This window comes from Streptomyces sp. AM6-12, assembly GCF_044327085.1.
Taxonomy (GTDB): Bacteria; Actinomycetota; Actinomycetes; order Streptomycetales; family Streptomycetaceae; genus Streptomyces.
On sequence record NZ_JBIQWN010000001.1, the window covers coordinates 1,327,322 to 1,344,484 of the forward strand.

The window sequence follows — 17,163 nt, forward strand, 5'->3', positions numbered from 1 at the left end:
TGAACTGGGTCCTTTCCGTACGGTCTCCCGCACCGGTGCGGGGCTGGCGCTGGTGCTCAACTCGTAGGAGGCGCGACGCTCTTGGGTTCGGGGTGGGCGGTGGCGGGGGCCTGTGCGGTGTCCGGTCCGGCCGCCGCGCGCACCAGCCACGCGGACGCCAGACAGCCGACGGCGAGCAGGGCGGCCAGGGCGAACCAGGCCAGGTCCGCGTCGGCGGCGATCAGGGCCGTGACCAGAACAGGACCAACTGCCTCCTGGGCGGCCAGGCTCAGGCCGAACAGCGACAGGTACCGGCCGCGCAGTCGCTCCGGCGCCAGGTTCATGGACACCGTCCACTCACCGACCGCGCCGAAGAGCTCAGTCAGGGTGTGGGCGAGGACCGCCAGCGCCAGCAGGCCGATCACCACGGCTGTGGCATCGCCGGAGCGGTGGGCCGCCCAGTAGCCGATCGCCGCGAGGACGAACAGGACCGCAGCCGCCCGGTAGACGCGCGGTGCCTGGGCGGGAGAGGTGCAGGTCTTAGCGGTACGCATCTGGAGGAGCACGACCAGCACGGTGTTGAAGGTGAACAGCAGGCCGACGAGTCCGGCGGGGGCGCTGGTGTACTCGTAGACCCACAGCGGCATGCCGATGGTGAACGCGGTCGAATACATCAGGACGAGAATGTTGAGCACCGCGAGGCTCACATACCGCCGGTCGGCGAACACCTGTCGGTAGCCGGCGCGTGGCCTGCCCGGTTCGCGGGCCTGCGCGGGCCGCGTGGGACGGATGACGGGGATGGTGAGCACCAGGGCGATGGCCCCGGCGTAGGAGACGGCGTTGACCAGCAGCACCGCGTGATATCCGGTGTGCGAGCCGAGGGCGAGGACAGCCGCGGTGGCCAGACCGCCGAGCCCGAAGCCGACGTTGAGGACGGCTCGTTGGAACGCCATGAGGGGAACCTGGTTCTCGGCGTCCGCGATGGTGGTGAGGAAGACTTTCCGGGCCGGGTTGACCATGCGGTCCGCGACATGGGCGACGCTCGCCACGACGACGAGACCCGTCCAGTCACGGACTCCCAGATAGCCGACGTACGCCGCAGCACCCGCCGCCCAGCAGCAGACCACCACCTTGCCCGCGCCGAACCGGTCGATCAGCGTGCCGGACAGCGGGGTGGCGAGGCTGCCCACGAGTCCGGCGATACCGAGACCCGCTCCGACGGAGCCGACGCTCAGGCCGACCACGACCGTGAAGTAGAGAACGGATATCGGCAGGAACATGCCCGTGCCGACGGCGTCCACGATCGCGACCAGGGCCCAGCGTTTCGCCGCGGGCGCGTCCGGCACACCCGCGCGGTCCAGGACGGCGCGGCCCAACGCTCCCCATCTGCTCACGGACTTCTCCCTTGCGTGGTCGGTGGCGCCGGCCCGGCTGGTCACAGGGTGCGCAGGTCCAGCAACGTCTGCCAGAGACGGGTGATGTGCTCGGGCAGACGCTCCCGCTCCGCCTCGCCGGTCCGTTCGGCCAGCCTCTGCGCGTACGGAAGCAGGTCGAGGCCGATCGCCCGGGAAAGACGACCTAGGTCCTCGCCCGCACATACGCGGGCGTACTCCACGACGGTGGTGCGGGAGGGGTCGCGCGTGGCAGGGTGTGCCAGCCACGGCCGGTGCCAGGCGGCCCACTTCTCCAGCGCGTCCTGCCAGGTGCCCGGCCGCCACGGCCGGTCGCCGGTCCACCTGAGCATGGAGCGTGCGGCCGCGGCCGGGTGGCGCACAAGGAGGACCCAGTGGGCGTCGGGCAGGGTGTCGGCGAGCTGGTCGAGTTCCAGCAGGTACTCGTTGTACTTGTCGCCGTAGCGGGTGGCACCCGCGTACGCCTCCCGTACGAGTTGTCTGCGCAGCTCAGTGGCGTCGGTGACATGGCCGTCGGCCACGCCGGCGGCAGCCGTGCGGAGCACCTTGTCCACGTTCTCCAGCCACCGCTCGCTGTTGCGGCCGTACGGCGGTTTACGGTGCAGGGCGTGCAGGATCTCGTCCACGCGAAGATGGCGGCCCGTCACGTCCGCCTGGGTGCACCAGCGGTGGAGCAGGTAGGGCAGTTTGCCGTTGATGGTGAACATGCCTCCGGTGTCGGCGAAGGCATGGTCGAGGACGTCGGCGAGGGCGGTGGTCCCCGAGCGCTGCGCGCCGAGCAACAATACCGGGGCTGTCGCCGGGCTCATGAGGTCTCCAGCCCTCGGGGCAGCCGGTCGCACCAGGCGCGCAGCCGCTGCATGCACTCGATGCTGGCCGCGAAGCCGTCCCGGGAGAAGTCCTCGCCCCAGGGGCGGTCACGGTTGACGGGCGACAGGACACGGCCGTGCCGCCAGTGGGTTTCCAGGCTGAGGAAGCCTGTGTAGCCGTCCTCGGCCAGGCGGGCGAGCATGGCCGGCCAGTCCAGGTCCCCGTCACCCAGCCGGACATAGCCGTGGGTGCCGTCCGGGTCCTTCACGTGCACGTGCCGGATGAGATGGCGGCCCATCAGGTAGTCCGAGGGATAGCGCACGGGCCCCCAGCCGCCACGTACGGCGTTGGCAGGGTCCCAGAGCACGCCGACGTCGTCCCGGCCCAGTGTGTCCAGGAAGTCGAGGACGTCCCGCATGTGCGGGGTGTTGCTGCGTGACTCGGTCTCCAGGACCAGCGGGAGGCCCGGGTCCACGCCCTGCAGGAGTCCGGCGACGACCTCGGCCGCCCGCCGCGGCTCGGGGGCGTGCTCGGTGTGCGTGAAGAAGCTGAAGATGCGCGCGTGCGGCGCCCCGAGGCGCACCGCACGCCGGCAGGAGTCCACCAGCACCTGCCGTGCCTCGGTGAGTTGTGCGTCCGTGGTGGGCAGCGGGCCCTTGAATATCGGGGGTGCGAAGCCGGCGACGGCCAGTCCGCGCTCGTCGAGGAGCCGACGATGGTGGTCGATCTGGCCATCGGTCAGCTCATGGGGAGGTGTTTCGTCGTACGAACGCACCTCGACGCCGGCAAAGCCGAGCTGGACGGCGGTGTCGGCCACGAGGAGGGGATCCTGGGACAACTCATCACCTATGACGGCGAGTTTCATGAGTGAGCGGCTCCTGGCTCGGACGGATACGTCGGGGCAGCTGGGGGTCGGCCGGGTGCTGTCGTGGGCCGGATGGCGTTCGTGAGGGCTGATGGCGCCGGGCCAATGCCCGGGTCCTGACGATCCCCCCGGCGTCGGGCGTCCGCTCCGGCGGCGGGCAGGGCCAGCTCGGCGGCGAGCACGGCGAGATCGGCGTCGGGAGCACCGGCGCGCGACTCGACGGTCACGGCGTGCAGCGGGCCGAGGCTCAGCAGGTAAGTCAGGCCGGACAGGTCGTTCGGGTCCAGCGGGCGGTGCCGGGTGCCCTGCGGGGTGCGCCGGAAGCCCTTGACCTGTGCCGCGCGCACGAACGGGGCCAAGGCGCGCAGTTGAGCATGGTCGGCGCCGCCGATCTCGGCCAGCCCGAGAAGATCGAACAGCACGCCCACACCGGTGCGGTCGGCGAGATCGATCAGGCCGGTGACGTCGGGGCCGCCGGCGTGAGTCTCCACCCACGGTTCGAGCCCGGCCTCGGCGGCGAGCGCGAGCTGATCGGCCACCAGGGCCGGGTCGGGGCGTTCTGCGCAGAAGACCTTGACCGGGTGCTCCGCCGGCACGGCTTCCTCGCCGACCGGCCAGTGCGCGGGGTCACCCAGACGCCAGCCGACACCGACGAAGAAGACGTCGGCACCGGCTCGTTGGATCCGCTCGATGCCCGACCGTATGCCGTCCCGTTCCCAGCAGTGGCCCTTGCCGATGCGCAGGTCCACGCCGGTTCCGCCGGCGAGCCGCACAGCCCGGGCCAGTTCCTCGGGGCTGGCCCCGGGCAGGGTTCCGGAGGAGTATCCGAGGGGCGTATGGGGCAGTTCGGCTGAGGACGTGGCGTGGGTGGCCGTCATCAGGCCACCCGGCGGGTCGCGCCGACCGACGCGTGGAGCAGGCCGTCGAGGACGGCCACCACACCGGCGCTTCGGTCGAGTCGGGAGAGGTCCGGTGCCTGCCCACCACGCAGCGCGTCGGCGAGCTCCCGGTAGACGTCCTGGCGCAGCTCGGCCGCCGGGCGGGCGGGTACGGCGAGCGGTCGGCCGTCGACCTCACCCGTCGTGGTGCCGGTTCGCACCTCGACCCAGTCCTGGCGTCCCAGCACGGTGAGCTGTTCGAAGCGGGCGGCTGCCCGGCAGGTCACGGTGACGGTGAGCCGCGCGCCCGTGCGGAAGGCGACGTGTCCGCACAGTTCCGTGTCGATGCCCGCAGCAACATCCGTCCGGGACAGGCAGGTGACCGCGACGGGTTCGCCGAGCAGTTGGCAGGCCAGATCGAGGTAGTGGGCCCCCAGGTGGACGCTCACCCCGCCCACGGCCGCCTCAGGCTCGGCGCGCCAGCCCTCACGGTAGTGGGCGGCGGAGCGCGGGCGGGAGATCAGTAAGTTGCCCACCGCTTCCGCGAACCGCTCCGGCGCCTTCGTCCGCAGTGCCTCCGGGAGGGCGAAACGGTGCTGGAACATCACCGTGCTGAACAGTTCCGCGCGGGCCGAGGCGGCGAGGATCTCCGCCAGTTCCCCGGTCGATCGGGCCGGTAGCTTCTCGACGACCAGGTGCCGGCCTGCGGCGACGGCGTCCGCAAGGACGGGGGGCCGGTGTCCGGGCGGAAGGCAGACGGCCACCGCGTCCACCGCCGGGTCGGCCAGTACCTCCGGCAGCGGACGCACAGGCAGGCCCTCGTCGCGAGCCCGTCGTGCGACCGCCGGATCCGTCTCGACGACGGCTGCGAGCCGTACGCCCGGCAGGGCCTGGACAGCGGCGACGTGCTGTCTGCCCGCGTTGCCGAAGCCTATGACGGCGATCCCGACACCGTGCGTGTCCGCTGTCACTGCCCAACCCTTCCCTGTCGCATCCCGTTCCTCGGCTTCGGTTGCCATGTCAGCGACCGGCCGGCGACTCGTGGGGCGGACACCACAGCTTCGCGGCGGTCCGTCCGAGATAGTCCGCCGCGCCGTCGCCGGGCAGTGCGCGGGCCACTTCCCGGGCGTAGTCGACCAGTTCGGCGTAACCACGGTCGTGGGTGTGCGGATAGTCGGATCCCCAGACCAGGCGGTCCCTCCCGAAGCACCGGGCCAGCTCCTTCAGGAGAGGCGCGGGGTCGACATCGGCGCCGACGCTGTGCAGGTTCAGGGTCGACACCTTCACATAGAGGTTGTCGTGGGCTCCGACCTCGAACAGTGGCGCCGCGCCGCTGCCGTCGGGGCCGTCGCGGAAGTCGACGAATCCGCAGTGGTCGAGGACCAGCGCGACCCCCGGGAACCGCTTGATGAGGGCCGGCAGTTGCGGCAACTGCTCGGGGGTGACGCGCACCAGGACCGGCACGCCGAGTTCGTCCGCGTGTTCCAGCAGGGGGTGACAGCGGGGGTCGATGGACTCGGAACCGGTCGCCAGGTTCAACCGTACGCCGGCCAGGCCCTGTTCACGGACTGCCCGGTGGAGGGCGGCGCGCGACGCGTCCGGTTCTCCGATGTCGACGACGGCCACGCCGCGCAGGCGATCCGGGTGTGCCGCGCAGCTGTCGGCAAGGTAGCTGTTGTCACTGCCGTAGACCTGGATCGGCTGAACCAGAATCGTCCAGGTGACGCCCGCTTCTTCCATGAGTGCCGATAATTCCGCCGCGGTGACGGGATGAGTGCGGTACCAGGCGTCCTCGTCTTCCGTACGGCGAACCGATGGGTAGCGAGAACCATCCCGCGCGACGACGTGCACATGCGAATCCACAATCACTGCTACCACCCCCGTCGGATCGTGGCGCTGCTGCGATCAGTTGCTATCACAACATTTTTGTGACGTCAACGTTACAATTCTCGGAGCTGATCACCCACTTGACACGGACACATGGAGGGTCGGACGATTCCGGCGTGGCTGATTCACAGAGCAATTCATCGACAGCTCGTGCCCGCGCCGCCGCAGGCGTCCTTTTCTTCGATGAGCAGGGCCGCATCATGCTCGTCCAGCCAACCCATCGCGACGATAAATTCCTTGGCATCCCAGGTGGTTATGTGCCACCTGGTGAATCCCCTCACGAAACCGCCGTACGCAAGGTGAAAGAAGAACTCGGAATCGATGCGCCGGTGGGTCACCTCCTCGTGGTCGACTGGGCTCCCTCCGGTGACGACGAGAAGATCGTCTTCGTTTTCGAGGGAGCAGTCCTCGACGCCGAGGCGCAGCGGCAGATCCGGCTGAATCCGGAATCGACGACTGGTTTCGAATTCTACGAGCCGGAGCGTACGTCGGATCCCGAGATGCTCATGACCCGACTGATCAAGCGGATCGAGGCGGCGGTGCCCGCCCGCGCAGCCCGGACGACGGTGTACCTGGAGCACGGCGAACCGCTCGCCTAGGGCCGGGGGACCGTTCGGCCGGCGTCACAGCATCCCCTCCAGCCCTTTTGCCAGTACGGAGAGGCCACCGGTCAGGGCCAGAGTCAGGATGAGCCGACGTACCCAGCGCTCCGGAACTCTCGGTGCGAGCGCCCTGCCGAGGAGGGCGCCCGCCACCAGGGCGGCCAGGGCCACCGACCAGGCCGACCCGCTCAGCCGTGGCAGCCCGTTGGCGGCCACCGAGAAGGCGTTCACCATGATTCCGTAAAACTGCGCATTCGGCACGAATTCGCGGACCGACCAACCGGCATTCACCGCGTACAGCGAATAGGGTGGCCCGCCGACGCCGGCGGCCGAATTCATGAACCCGCCCACCGCACCTGCGGTGACGGCTCCCCTTGTTCCGGTCATCGCCGGCAGGCGTGTGCCCGCGATCACGAAACCCACGGCCGCCGTCACCAGAATTCCGACGCAGGCCAGCAGTACGGGTTCGGGAAGCCGAGCGGCCACCCATGAGCCCGCGGGCACCGTACACGCCGCAGCGACGACCAGGGGGCCCATGGCTCCGATCCGAACCCGTCGCCATCCCGCGGCAAGTCCGACCACACTGATGGCTCCGGCCGCGCAATTCGCGAGCACCACCCCCCGGCCCGGACCGAGTACCAGAACGAGTGCGGGCACCGCGATAAGTGCGAATCCCATACCAGTGAGCCACTGCACCAATGCGCCCAGCACGACGATGCCGCCCAGTAGTAGCTCGGCCGCTCCTGCGCTCGCCACAGCAGACTCCTGCCGTCACCCGTAATGATCTCCGTCATCCTCTCCGTAGGTCGACCGCGAATGCAACAGTCCGGTAAGCAGGAATTTCAACGCATCGAATAATCCTTACTTACAAGCTCCTGATACGCGAACGTCATGCAGGTATTCGGGGGGTCCGGGACTCGCCGGCCGCAGTCGGAAACCAGCACTCGTCGCTGCTGCCACGCGGCGGGCGCCCGATGTGGGAGCACGCCACCCGGGCCGCTGCCATCGCTGCCCTGGCCTCCCCCATCCCCGAGCGCTTCCTCACTGTGGAGGATTGCCGTGCTTGCGCAGGGGGAGGTCGGCGTGCTTACCGCGCAGCATGCGAAGCGCCCGGACGAGAACCCACCGGCTTTCAGCCGGGTCGATGACGTCGTCGATCAGTCCGCGTTCGGCCGCGTAGTAGGGATGCATGAGCTCTGCCTGGTATTCCTTGACCTTGCGTCGGCGCATGGCGGCGGGGTCGTCCGCGTCCTGGATCTGACGGCGAAAGACCACGTTCGCCGCCCCTTCGGCACCCATCACCGCGATTTCGTTGGTCGGCCACCCGTAGGAGAGATCAGAGCCCACGGAACGCGAGTCCATGACGATGTAGGCACCGCCGTACGCCTTGCGCAAGATGAGCTGGATGCGCGGCACGGTGGCGTTGCAGTACGCGTAGAGCAGTTTGGCCCCGTGCCGGATGATGCCGCCGTGCTCCTGGCGCACACCCGGCAGGAAGCCCGGCACGTCGAGCAGGGTGACCAGGGGAATATTGAAAGCGTCGCACATCTGCACGAAACGGGCTGCCTTTTCGGCCGCGTTGATGTCGAGGGCACCAGCCAGGGACTGGGGTTGGCTGGCGACGATCCCAACCGTGTGCCCGTCCATGCGGGCCAGCGCGACGACGATGTTCGGTGCCCAGCATTCCTGGACCTCCATGTACTCGCCGTCGTCCGTGATCTCTTCGATGACCCCGTGCATGTCGTAGGAGCGGCTGATGTCCGCGGGTACGATGTGGACCAGGGACTCGCATCGGCGTTCCGCCGGATCTCGCGTCGCATGTACCGGCGGAAGCGTCCTGTTGTTGTCCGGGAGCAGGGAGAGCAGGTAGCGGACCTCCTCCAGGCAGGTGGTCTCGTCGTCGTAGGCGAAGTGGCACACACCCGACGTGCGCATGTGCACGTCAGCTCCGCCCAGTTCGTCCTGCGCGATCTTCTCGCCGGTCACGGCCTGGACGACGTCCGGTCCGGTGATGAACATCTGTGAGGAGCCGCGGACCATGAACACGAAATCCGTCAACGCCGGGCTGTAGGCCGCTCCCCCGGCACAGGGGCCGACCATCACACTGATCTGCGGTATGACACCGCTGGCCCTCGTGTTGCGGGTGAAGATCCCGCCGTAGCCCGCCAGTGCGGTCACGCCTTCCTGGATGCGCGCGCCGGCCCCGTCATTGAGCGAGATCAGAGGGGCGCCGGCCGCGATGGCCATGTCCATGACTTTGTGGATCTTCGTCGCGTGGGCCTCACCCAACGCGCCGCCGAAGATCCGGAAGTCCTGGGCGTAGACGAACACGGTACGGCCGTCGATCGCGCCCCAGCCGGTGATGACCCCATCGGTGTACGGCTTGCGTTCCTCCAGGCCGAATCCACTCGCCCGGTGCCTGCGCAGGGGCTCGATCTCCTGGAACGACCCGTCGTCCAGCAACAACGCCAACCGCTCTCGTGCGGTGAGCTTCCCCTTGGCGTGCTGCGACCGCGTGGCGGCATCACCGGGCCCCAGCAGGGCCTGTCGCTTGATGCGGTGCAGTTCCGCGACGCGGGCCGAGGCGGAAGCGTCGGCCTCGGTACCGGTGTCGGTTGTCATGTGCGGACGACTCCCTACTCAGACGGAGTTGGTCTGGACGGGTATGAACCGCCGAGCGTCCTGGATGTACCGGCGCACGGCGAACGCGGTGTAGGCCAGGCCGACGAACCAGCCGATCGGAACCGCCCAGATGATGCCGTCCAGGTCCAGTGGTCCCTTCAGCAGGGAGGCGGTGGGTATGCGGACGACAAGAAACGACAGCATCGTGCACACCAGCGGGAAGACCGTCCGGCCGATGCCGTTGAGAAATCCGTGGACGACCGCCATCGCCGAGTACAGGAGGAAGAACGGGTACGTCATGAGGATGTACCTCCCGACGATCGCGTGGACCGACTGGTCGCTGGTGAAGGCGGCGGCGATGTCGTGCCGTACGAGAATCACCACCGCGCACTCGGCGAGGGTCACCCACCAGCACAGACGCAGCGCGTCGAGGAGTGCCCGGCGGGCCCGCTCGGCCTCCCCGGCGCCGGTGTACTGGGCGACGAACACCGTGACCGCTCCGGACAGGTCCAGATAGAAGCGGCCGGCCAGAGTCTCCAGCCGGGAGGCGATGCTGAATGCTGCGATGGCGGCGGTTCCGAAAGGCGCGATCAGCGAGGTGAGGACCATGGTGCCGAGCGAGAGCATGATGTGCTGGATGCCGACAGGGAAGCCCAGCCGCAGGGACGAGCCGGCCTGCCGGGCCAGTTCGGGAAGGGTACTGCGGTAGCGGTGGATCCCGTGCCTGCGGGCCACGAGCACGAGGCCCGCGAGGAAGGCGACGGAACTGGCCGTCACCGTACCCAGGGCGGCGCCGCGCACTCCCAGTCCCAGCAGGGCCACGAAGCTCCAGGCGAGCGCGATGTTGAGGAGACTGCTGAAGACCATGATGTACATGACCGTGCGTGAGTCGCCCAGCCCTCGCAGGAACCCGCCCAGCGCGCCGATGCCGAACACGCCCACGAACCCGAGGGACAGGGTCCGCAGATACGTCGTACTGCCCTGGGCCACGGCACCGTGGATCCCCATCACGTGCAGGAAAAGACCCGTGGCACTGAAGACCAACGTGATGCAGAGCGCGGCCCAGACCACAGCGAATGCCGCCAGGCCGACGACCGCCTCCTGCTGGCGCTCGGCCCGGCCGGAGCCCCTCATGCGTGCGAACCGTATGGCGAAACCGCTCACCAAGCCGAGGAAAACGGCGTTGACCAGGTAGAAGATCGGCTGAGCGGCACCCACGGCGGCCAGCCCGTCGACGCCGACGTAGCGGCCGACGATGATGCTGTCGGCCAGCAGATAGGACTGCTGTACATAGTTGGCGACCGACATCGGGAGGCTGAATCCCAGGAGCGATCTCAGCTCGGATCTGGGCTCGCCTTCGCTCTGCTGCCGGCGTTTCAGTACGTCTTCGGTCATGTGACCCCACCACGTGCGTGTCCATGGGCCGGACCGGGCTCTTCCGAGCCCCGTCCGGCCGGTTCGGTGCCCCGACTACACGGGGCTTTCCTCCGCGACTTCGTCCCTCATCAGTTCCACCGCGTCCGCCACGGCGCAGACCGTGCGCTCCATCAGCAGGTCGGCGGCGTCGAACTCGACCTGCAGGCACGTGGCGATGTTGGACGCGACGGTGGTCGCCATGAGGGAGTCACCGCCGATGTTGAAGAAGTCGGCCTCGACATCGAGCGTCGGATAGCCGAGGGCGTCGGCGAAGCAGCGTGCGACGGTGATCTCCGCGTCACGGTACACGCCGTCCTCGCGCCCGGTCAGTTCCACGGACACCGCGTCGATCTGCTTGCGCTTCTGTTCCGACGCGATGCGCAGACGGTCCCTCAGATCGCTCTCGGCCTGCTTCATCTTCGTGTTCACGGTGTCGCCGAGCGACATGTCGAACGACTTGAAGATGTGCACGAGGTTGCCGTCGTAGTTCACCTCCCCGGCGAACGCACGGCGCCGACGGGACCGCAGCATCTTGTCGACGATGCCCAAGCCGGTATTCGTGTACACGGCCTTGAAGGTCGTGTCCAGCTTACTCCCGTAGTCCACGGCCATGCCGATTTCTCGCCAGGCGACCCAGTCGACTGCGACGACGTGGCAGTCGTCGCTCCTGCCCATACGGGCCAAGGTGTCCAGATAGTAGTTGCCGGCGGCGTAGTCACCCTGCCCGGAGGACGGGAAGACGACGGCGACCGACGAGAAGTGCACGATGAAGTCGGGACTCACGTCCGCGGTAGCGCTGTTGAGGACGTACGCGCCGTGGATCTTCGGCCGGACCACATCGGCGAAGTCTTTCGGATCACGCAGCGAGATCAGGTTCCGTCCCGGGATGCCGGCCGCGTGGACAATGCCGTCGATCCGGCCGAACCTGCGCTGTACGTCCTCGACTACTGCCCGCAGGGCGTCCGGGTCGCCGGCGTCGGCCGCGTAGACGTGGACGCGCGCGCCCATGCCCTCGATCTCGGTGATCGTACGGGCCGTCCGGGCGGCCTTGCTGTCGGGGTCCTTGGCGATCAGCTGCTCCCAGTCCGCCCGGTCCGGGGCACCCGACCTGCTCACCAGTACGAGGTCGATGTCGGGCTGGAGGCTCGCGAACATCTCGCTGACGGCCAGTCCGATGCCGCCGGTGCCGCCGGTGACGAGGTAGGTGCCGCCCGCCTGGAGGTAATCCTCCTCCGTTCCGGTCCCGAGTTCGGGGAGTTCCTCGAAGACCTCGTGGTAGGAGCGCCCGTCCCGCAGGAGATGCAGGCCCGGTTCCGGCCGGACGATCTCCCGCCACAGCAGGTCGGGCGTGACGTGCTCGTCCAGGTCCTGGACGCGGGTCTTGAGGTAGGGGAACTCGCGCCCGATCACTTTGGCGAGGCCAGCCAGCGCGGAGTTCTCCGGGGCGCCGACGGCCGCACCGTCCACCAGCGCGCAGGCATTGCGGGTGAGGGCCACGATCCGTCCCCGCACGCCAGCGTTCATCAGGGCCTTGCTCAGCAGGAACAGGCTGTAGAGGTTCTTGGTGACCCGGCGGTCCAGGGTCTGGATGTCGGGTGCCTCGGTGTCCTCCAGGGCGAGGGCGTGGATGATGTGGGTGTATCGGCCTTCGAGGACGTGGGCGGCGAGGTCCTGGAGGCTCTCCTCCGTGAGGGAGAAGGTGCCCGAGGCCACGTCGGCGTCGTCTGCCACGAGCCGCAGGACGTGCAGTTCCCCGGACGGGGTCGTGCCCAGCACGGCCTCGGCGTCGGTCTCCGGGTCGACGAGGGCCAACGCCCGCACTCCACCGGTCCAGTCGGCTGCGAGGGGCTCCTCACGGAAGACGATGTCGTGCGTGACGGGGTTGTCCTGCGCAGCGGCGACCGGGCCGACCGGGTTGCGTTCCGCCCAGGTGTCGGGGAACGGCGACCAGCAACGGCTCTCGTCGAAGGCGTAGGACGGGAGCTTGATGATTCGGCCAGTCGCGGCGCCCTCATGGACGCTCCAGTCGATGTCCTCGCCGCGGACGTAGCGGGCGAGCGGCGAGTCGTCGGCCTGCGCCGGACCCGACCAGTCGTCCAGGTTCGAGTACACCGCGGGCAGTTCGTCACCGCGGCCCTCGGCCAACGCGGTGAGCGCGGTGCGCAGTTCCGCGATGCCGGACACCGGCAGGGCGAGGCGATGACGGTGGGCCGATCGGGAGGCGCGCACGGTGTGGCAGACGTCCCGCAGGCTCAGTCTCTCGGCAGCAGGCCCGGCGAGATGGCGAGCGTATGCCTCGACGAGCAGCCGCAGCGACCGTTCGCTCTGCGCGCTGAGCGTGAAGATCTGCGGGCCGGCCGTGGTCTGCGGCGCGCTCGCCACGGGCGCCGCCGGGGCCGCGCCGAGGACGACGTGACAGTTGGTCCCGCCGATACCGAACGCGCTGACGCCGCAGTGCCGTTTCCCTTCGGCCGGGTCCCACGGTTCGGCGGCGGTGGGTATGTAGATCGGTCCGTCGGCAAAGTCGATCTTCGGGTTGGGCTTCTCGAAGTTGGCCATGGGCGGCACCGTCTTGTGCTGCACGCTCAGCGCAGCCTTGATCACTCCGATCACCCCGGAGCCCTCGAAGAGGTGCCCCACGTTGGCCTTGGCCGTACCGACGGCGCAGAACTGCTTCTCGTCGGTGTAGTGGCCGAACGCCCGCCGCAGTCCCTCGAATTCGATGGGGTCACCGATGCGCGTCGCCGTACCGTGCACCTCCACGTAGCCCACGGTGCGAGGGTCGATGCCGGCGTCGGCCCAGGCGTCGAGCAGCAGTTGGGTCTGTGACGCCTCGTCGGGCGCGGTGATCATCTCCGAGTGGCCGTCGTGGTTCACGGCGCTGCCCTTGATCGTGGCGTAGATCTGGTCGCCGCGTTCGAGGGCCGAGTCGAGCCGGCTGAGCACGATCGCGCCGGATCCCTCGCCGAAGCCGGTGCCGTCGGCGCGCTCGTCGAACGGCCGGGTGAGACCGTCGGAGGACTCGATGCCGAGGTTGCGGTCGGCACTCTTGAGGGGGGCGAGGATGATGCGGGCACCGGCGACGACGGCCAAGTCGCAGTCGCCCGCCAGCAGAGCGTTCTTGGCCTGGTGCAGGGCGACCAGAGTGGCCGAGCAGGCCGAGTTGATGACCATGCTCGGCCCGTGCAGGTCCAGCTGGTACGAGATCCGATTGGCCAGCATCGTGCCCATGTTCCCGGTAAGACTGAGGGGGGTCAGGGACGGGTCGGCCCGGGTCAGGAAGTCGCCGTAAGTCTGCCCCGGGTTGACGTTGTAGCCGACGAAGACGCCCGTGTTGCGGTCCTTGATGCGGGGGCCGGTGTAGCCCGCGTCCTCCAGGGAGAGATACGCGTTCTTCATGAGCATCCGTTGGACCGGATCGGCCATCGCGCCCTGCCGGGGTGTCATTCCGAAGAATGCGTAGTCGAATTCCGCGATGTCATCGAGGAAGTAACCGTCGTGGAATTCGATGGAGGTGTCGACTGGCGGCTTCACGGCGGCGCTACGCGCGTACCGCACATAGTCGATGATGTCCTTGCGCCGGGCTTCCGGGAAGGGTTTGCTCACGCTGCGGCCAGCGACGACCAGGTCCCAGAACTCGTCGGTGTTCTTCACCTGGGGAAGCTCGACCGACATACCGATGATAGCGATATCGCGTGTCATTCCTGCTCCTTGTCCGCGGGTGTGCGGAAGTCAGCCGATCTGGGCGTCGAGTTTGGTCAGGGTGGTGCCGTTGACTTCGCTGAACCGCGTCACACCGAGTTCCCGCAGAGCCCGGACCGTCCTGACCCACTGCACCGGCTTGCTGATCTGCGCGCTCAGCAGTTCACGGACACCGGTGTGGTCGACGATCTCGCCGGTGGTGGACGACACGACCGGTACGTCACCCGGCTTGAAGTCGCAACCCGCGAGCGCCTTGTCGAAGCGCAGCCGGGCGGGGTTCATGAGCGGGGTGTGGAAGGGGCCGCTGACGTTGAGCGGGGTGACTTTGGTCGCGCCGGCGCGCACGGCGGCCTTACCGAACGCACGCACTCCGGCGCGGTCTCCCGCGACCACGAGTTGGCGGTCGGAGTTCCAGTTGGCGAGGTACACGGCCGCCACGCCCTCCGCGAGCAGCAGGGACTCGATCTCTTGCGGGGTCAGGCCGAGCACGGCCATCATGGCGCCACCGGTGATCTCGGCCATCGCCTCGGCACGTCGGCGGACGAGTTCCAGTCCGTCGACAATCTCCAGCATGCCGGCCGCGACCAGCGCGTTGTACTCGCCGAGGCTGTGTCCGGCGAAATAGTCGAATCCTTCGGGCTCGCCGTTGTCCGCCAGATGAAGAAGGGCGTTGACGAAGTAGATGGCGGGCTGCGCGTAACGCGTCTGCCGCAGCTTTCCCTCCGGATCCTCGCGGCACAGTTCGGCCACGGAGCAGCCCAACATCTCGCCCGCGCGGGCCGTGAGTTCGGGGAATCGCTCGAAGACGTCCCCACCCATGCCGCGTCGCTGGGCTCCCTGTCCGGGAAATATCCTTGCGCGCACGTGATCTCCTCTTTCGGTACGCTCTGCCGCCAGGCCGAGGGCGTTCTCGAGCCCGGTCGGCCAGTCATCGGGGGACGTGCATGGCCGGCTCGGGGAAGCGCACCGCTTCGACGCCGGCGTCGTGGAACTTCTCGATCTCCTGCCGGAGCAGTTGGAGCGCGCTCGTCTCGCGCCGCTTGAGGGCGTACAGGCCGCGCTTGATCCGGTCGTCCGCGGCGGGGTCCCGGGCGACGTGGTTGAGCGTCGCCTCGTCGAGTACGGCGCACAGGGACTTCATGTTGCGCCGGTACGTCTCCTTGACCCGGTCGGAGTGCCGGGTGTGCCGCAGGAAGCGGCAGAATTGCAGGCGCGCTCCCGCCAGCATGGACAGGCAGTTGAGGCCGGGGGCGGCATACACGGGCCAGCCGTCGCGTTCGCCGGCGAGCCGGTCGTGCAGGAGGTCGTACATCTCGAACTCGTCCGTCAGACCGAGGACGTGCGCGCCGTACGCGTCTGCGAAGGAGCCGTCCGCGGCCGGGGCGTCCTCGGTCCTGTGCAGCACCAGCACGTCGGTGAACCACTGCTCGGGGGCGGCTTCCCAGCCGGCCCGCACGGTGCGCCACGGCACGACGAAGTCGGTGAACTCGTGGTTGTCGGTGGCGTCGTCCCTGATGAGCAATTCGGTGACCGGTCGGTCCACGCCGCAGGCGAGGAAAGAGTGCGGGAGGAAATCCGACCGGGGAAGTCCCATGCGGTCCAGGTAGTCCCCCTGGTATTCGAATTCCACCCGGGGCGCGAAGAAAGAGACCGCTTCATCCCGGGAGATTCCCTCCGAGACCAGCTCCAGGAATTCATCGAGATCGACGCGATCTCGGCTTTCCCTGGTGAATCCCAGCCTGTTCAGACTGTCCTCTTCAGTATAGGGATAGGGATACGACCAGCGCAACTCCTTCCGTAGGTAGCAGTGCTCGAAGATCCGGTGCGAATCGTACAGAGACCGGTAATACAGTAGGTCGGCCGTGGGCGTTTGCGCGGCCACCAGCGCCAGCGTCTGATGCACGCGGCAATTGAGATGTACGGCTGGATCCTGACTGACGATCCCGTGCAGGCTCTTGATGGTCTGCATACCCGTCGGATGCGGCATGGGGGTCCAATACTCCGTCCGGCGATGGAATACGAATGGTCACTTCCCGCATCCTGCATGTACCGGAAGCGGCCGAGCAAGTGATTTCAACCCGCAATCACCCGTGTTTGTTTTCCCGTGAAGAGGATGTCACCGGGCGGGCGTTTTTGTTGGCGATTCTTTGCCCGGCCCGGTGTGGGAGAGCCGTTGAATGGTCTCCTCAGCGCGTTCGATGCATGGCACACTCACGCCCGCGGTACCGTCGGTGCCGGCCGGACCCCCGAGGAGGCCACAGCATGCCTGGTCCCATCCAGTCCCTGTCCCGTGCCGCCGCGGTTCTGCGGCTGTTCGCCACCGGGGAGGGCCGTTACGGCCTGTCCGAGACCGCCTCCGCCCTGGGGCTGCCGAAAGGCACCGTCCACGGCATCCTGCGCACGCTCCAGCAGGAGGGTCTGGTCGAGCGGGACACGGAGTCCGGCGCCTACGGGCTGGGCCCCGAGCTGGTGCGCCTCGGCGGCACCTGGCTGCGCACCCACGAGTTACGCGCGCGGGCCCTGGCCTGGGCCGACGACCTGGCCAGGGCGACGGGAGAGGCGGTGCGCGTGGGGATGCCGCACCCCGCTGGCGTGCTGATCGTCCATCACGTCTTCCGGCGCGACAGCACCCGGCAGGTCCAGGAGACGGGACAGGTGGTGCCGGTCGTGGGAACCGCGCTCGGCACGGTGCTGGCGGCCCATCGCCCCGGGGTGAGTGGTGCCGCGGCCCTCGCGCCGGAGCTGCTGCAGGGCACCCGGGAGCGCGGCTGGGCCAGCGCGCCGGACCGGGTGCGCGACGGCATGGTTTGCATCGCCGCGCCCGTCCACGACCGGCACCGGGCGACCGTGGCCGCCGTGAGCGTGTCCGCGCTCACGGCGCGGGTGCGCGAGTACGCGGCCGTGCGTGAGCATCTGGTCTCCGCGGTCAGGAGCTGCGCCCGCGCCATCTCGCTGGATCTGGGCGCCGATCACTTCTAGCCGGCCCAAGT

The 17,163-nt window shown here is 68.5% G+C and carries 14 protein-coding genes; 2 read left to right on the forward strand and 12 right to left on the reverse strand.

All coding sequences use genetic code 11. The features are described 5' to 3' along the window. Window positions 1-56 precede the first annotated feature (56 nt). Genes ACE4Q9_RS06000 through ACE4Q9_RS06025 form a run of 6 tightly spaced genes read right to left on the reverse strand, consistent with a single transcriptional unit; the run spans window position 57 to window position 5,795 of the window. Window positions 57-1,373 (reverse strand): MFS transporter, encoded by a 1,317-nt coding sequence (locus ACE4Q9_RS06000; protein WP_397983176.1) that lies wholly within the window; start codon window positions 1,371-1,373, stop codon window positions 57-59. A 41-nt stretch (window positions 1,374-1,414) separates the two neighbouring features. Continuing rightward, entirely contained in the window at window positions 1,415-2,200 is a 786-nt protein-coding gene (locus ACE4Q9_RS06005) for a sulfotransferase (protein WP_397983177.1), read from the reverse strand. Next, on the reverse strand, window positions 2,197-3,066 hold the full coding sequence (locus tag ACE4Q9_RS06010; RefSeq protein ID WP_397983178.1) for a sugar phosphate isomerase/epimerase family protein: 870 nt from the start codon (window positions 3,064-3,066) through the stop codon (window positions 2,197-2,199). The genes ACE4Q9_RS06005 and ACE4Q9_RS06010 overlap by 4 nt, the downstream gene beginning before the upstream one ends. Then, window positions 3,063-3,944, reverse strand: coding sequence for a hypothetical protein (locus tag ACE4Q9_RS06015; protein WP_397983179.1), 882 nt, complete (start codon window positions 3,942-3,944; stop codon window positions 3,063-3,065). Before ACE4Q9_RS06015 ends, ACE4Q9_RS06010 begins: the two co-directional genes overlap by 4 nt. Next, window positions 3,944-4,915 (reverse strand): Gfo/Idh/MocA family protein, encoded by a 972-nt coding sequence (locus ACE4Q9_RS06020; protein WP_397983180.1) that lies wholly within the window; start codon window positions 4,913-4,915, stop codon window positions 3,944-3,946. The genes ACE4Q9_RS06015 and ACE4Q9_RS06020 overlap by 1 nt, the downstream gene beginning before the upstream one ends. Before the next feature lie 49 nt (window positions 4,916-4,964). Continuing rightward, window positions 4,965-5,795, reverse strand: coding sequence for an amidohydrolase family protein (locus tag ACE4Q9_RS06025; RefSeq protein ID WP_397983181.1), 831 nt, complete (start codon window positions 5,793-5,795; stop codon window positions 4,965-4,967). A gap of 152 nt (window positions 5,796-5,947) precedes the next feature. Between ACE4Q9_RS06025 and ACE4Q9_RS06030 the strand changes: the two genes are divergently transcribed. Then, window positions 5,948-6,430 carry an NUDIX domain-containing protein gene (locus tag ACE4Q9_RS06030; protein ID WP_397983182.1) on the forward strand — a complete coding sequence of 161 codons (483 nt, stop codon included), beginning with the start codon at window positions 5,948-5,950 and terminating at the stop codon, window positions 6,428-6,430. Between the two features lie 24 nt (window positions 6,431-6,454). On the opposite strand, the gene ACE4Q9_RS06035 is transcribed toward ACE4Q9_RS06030, so the two are convergent. The 6 genes from ACE4Q9_RS06035 to ACE4Q9_RS06060 form a co-directional block, all read right to left on the reverse strand. Then, window positions 6,455-7,189 carry a TSUP family transporter gene (locus ACE4Q9_RS06035; RefSeq protein WP_397983183.1) on the reverse strand — a complete coding sequence of 245 codons (735 nt, stop codon included), beginning with the start codon at window positions 7,187-7,189 and terminating at the stop codon, window positions 6,455-6,457. 285 nt (window positions 7,190-7,474) lie between these two features. Next, the gene (locus ACE4Q9_RS06040; protein ID WP_397983184.1) at window positions 7,475-9,055 is read right to left on the reverse strand and encodes an acyl-CoA carboxylase subunit beta; all 1,581 of its coding nucleotides are present in this window, start codon (window positions 9,053-9,055) and stop codon (window positions 7,475-7,477) included. Between the two features lie 18 nt (window positions 9,056-9,073). Continuing rightward, complete coding sequence (locus ACE4Q9_RS06045) at window positions 9,074-10,450, reverse strand: MATE family efflux transporter (protein ID WP_397983185.1); 1,377 nt, start codon at window positions 10,448-10,450, stop codon at window positions 9,074-9,076. Window positions 10,451-10,525: 75 nt separating this feature from the next. Beyond that, complete coding sequence (locus ACE4Q9_RS06050; protein ID WP_397983186.1) at window positions 10,526-14,173, reverse strand: SDR family NAD(P)-dependent oxidoreductase; 3,648 nt, start codon at window positions 14,171-14,173, stop codon at window positions 10,526-10,528. A gap of 30 nt (window positions 14,174-14,203) precedes the next feature. Continuing rightward, window positions 14,204-15,037, reverse strand: coding sequence for an ACP S-malonyltransferase (locus tag ACE4Q9_RS06055; protein WP_397983187.1), 834 nt, complete (start codon window positions 15,035-15,037; stop codon window positions 14,204-14,206). A gap of 64 nt (window positions 15,038-15,101) precedes the next feature. After that, entirely contained in the window at window positions 15,102-16,142 is a 1,041-nt protein-coding gene (locus ACE4Q9_RS06060; protein ID WP_397983188.1) for a hypothetical protein, read from the reverse strand. A gap of 293 nt (window positions 16,143-16,435) precedes the next feature. Between ACE4Q9_RS06060 and ACE4Q9_RS06065 the strand changes: the two genes are divergently transcribed. Then, the gene (locus tag ACE4Q9_RS06065; RefSeq protein ID WP_397983189.1) at window positions 16,436-17,152 is read left to right on the forward strand and encodes an IclR family transcriptional regulator; all 717 of its coding nucleotides are present in this window, start codon (window positions 16,436-16,438) and stop codon (window positions 17,150-17,152) included. Window positions 17,153-17,163: the final 11 nt, after the last annotated feature.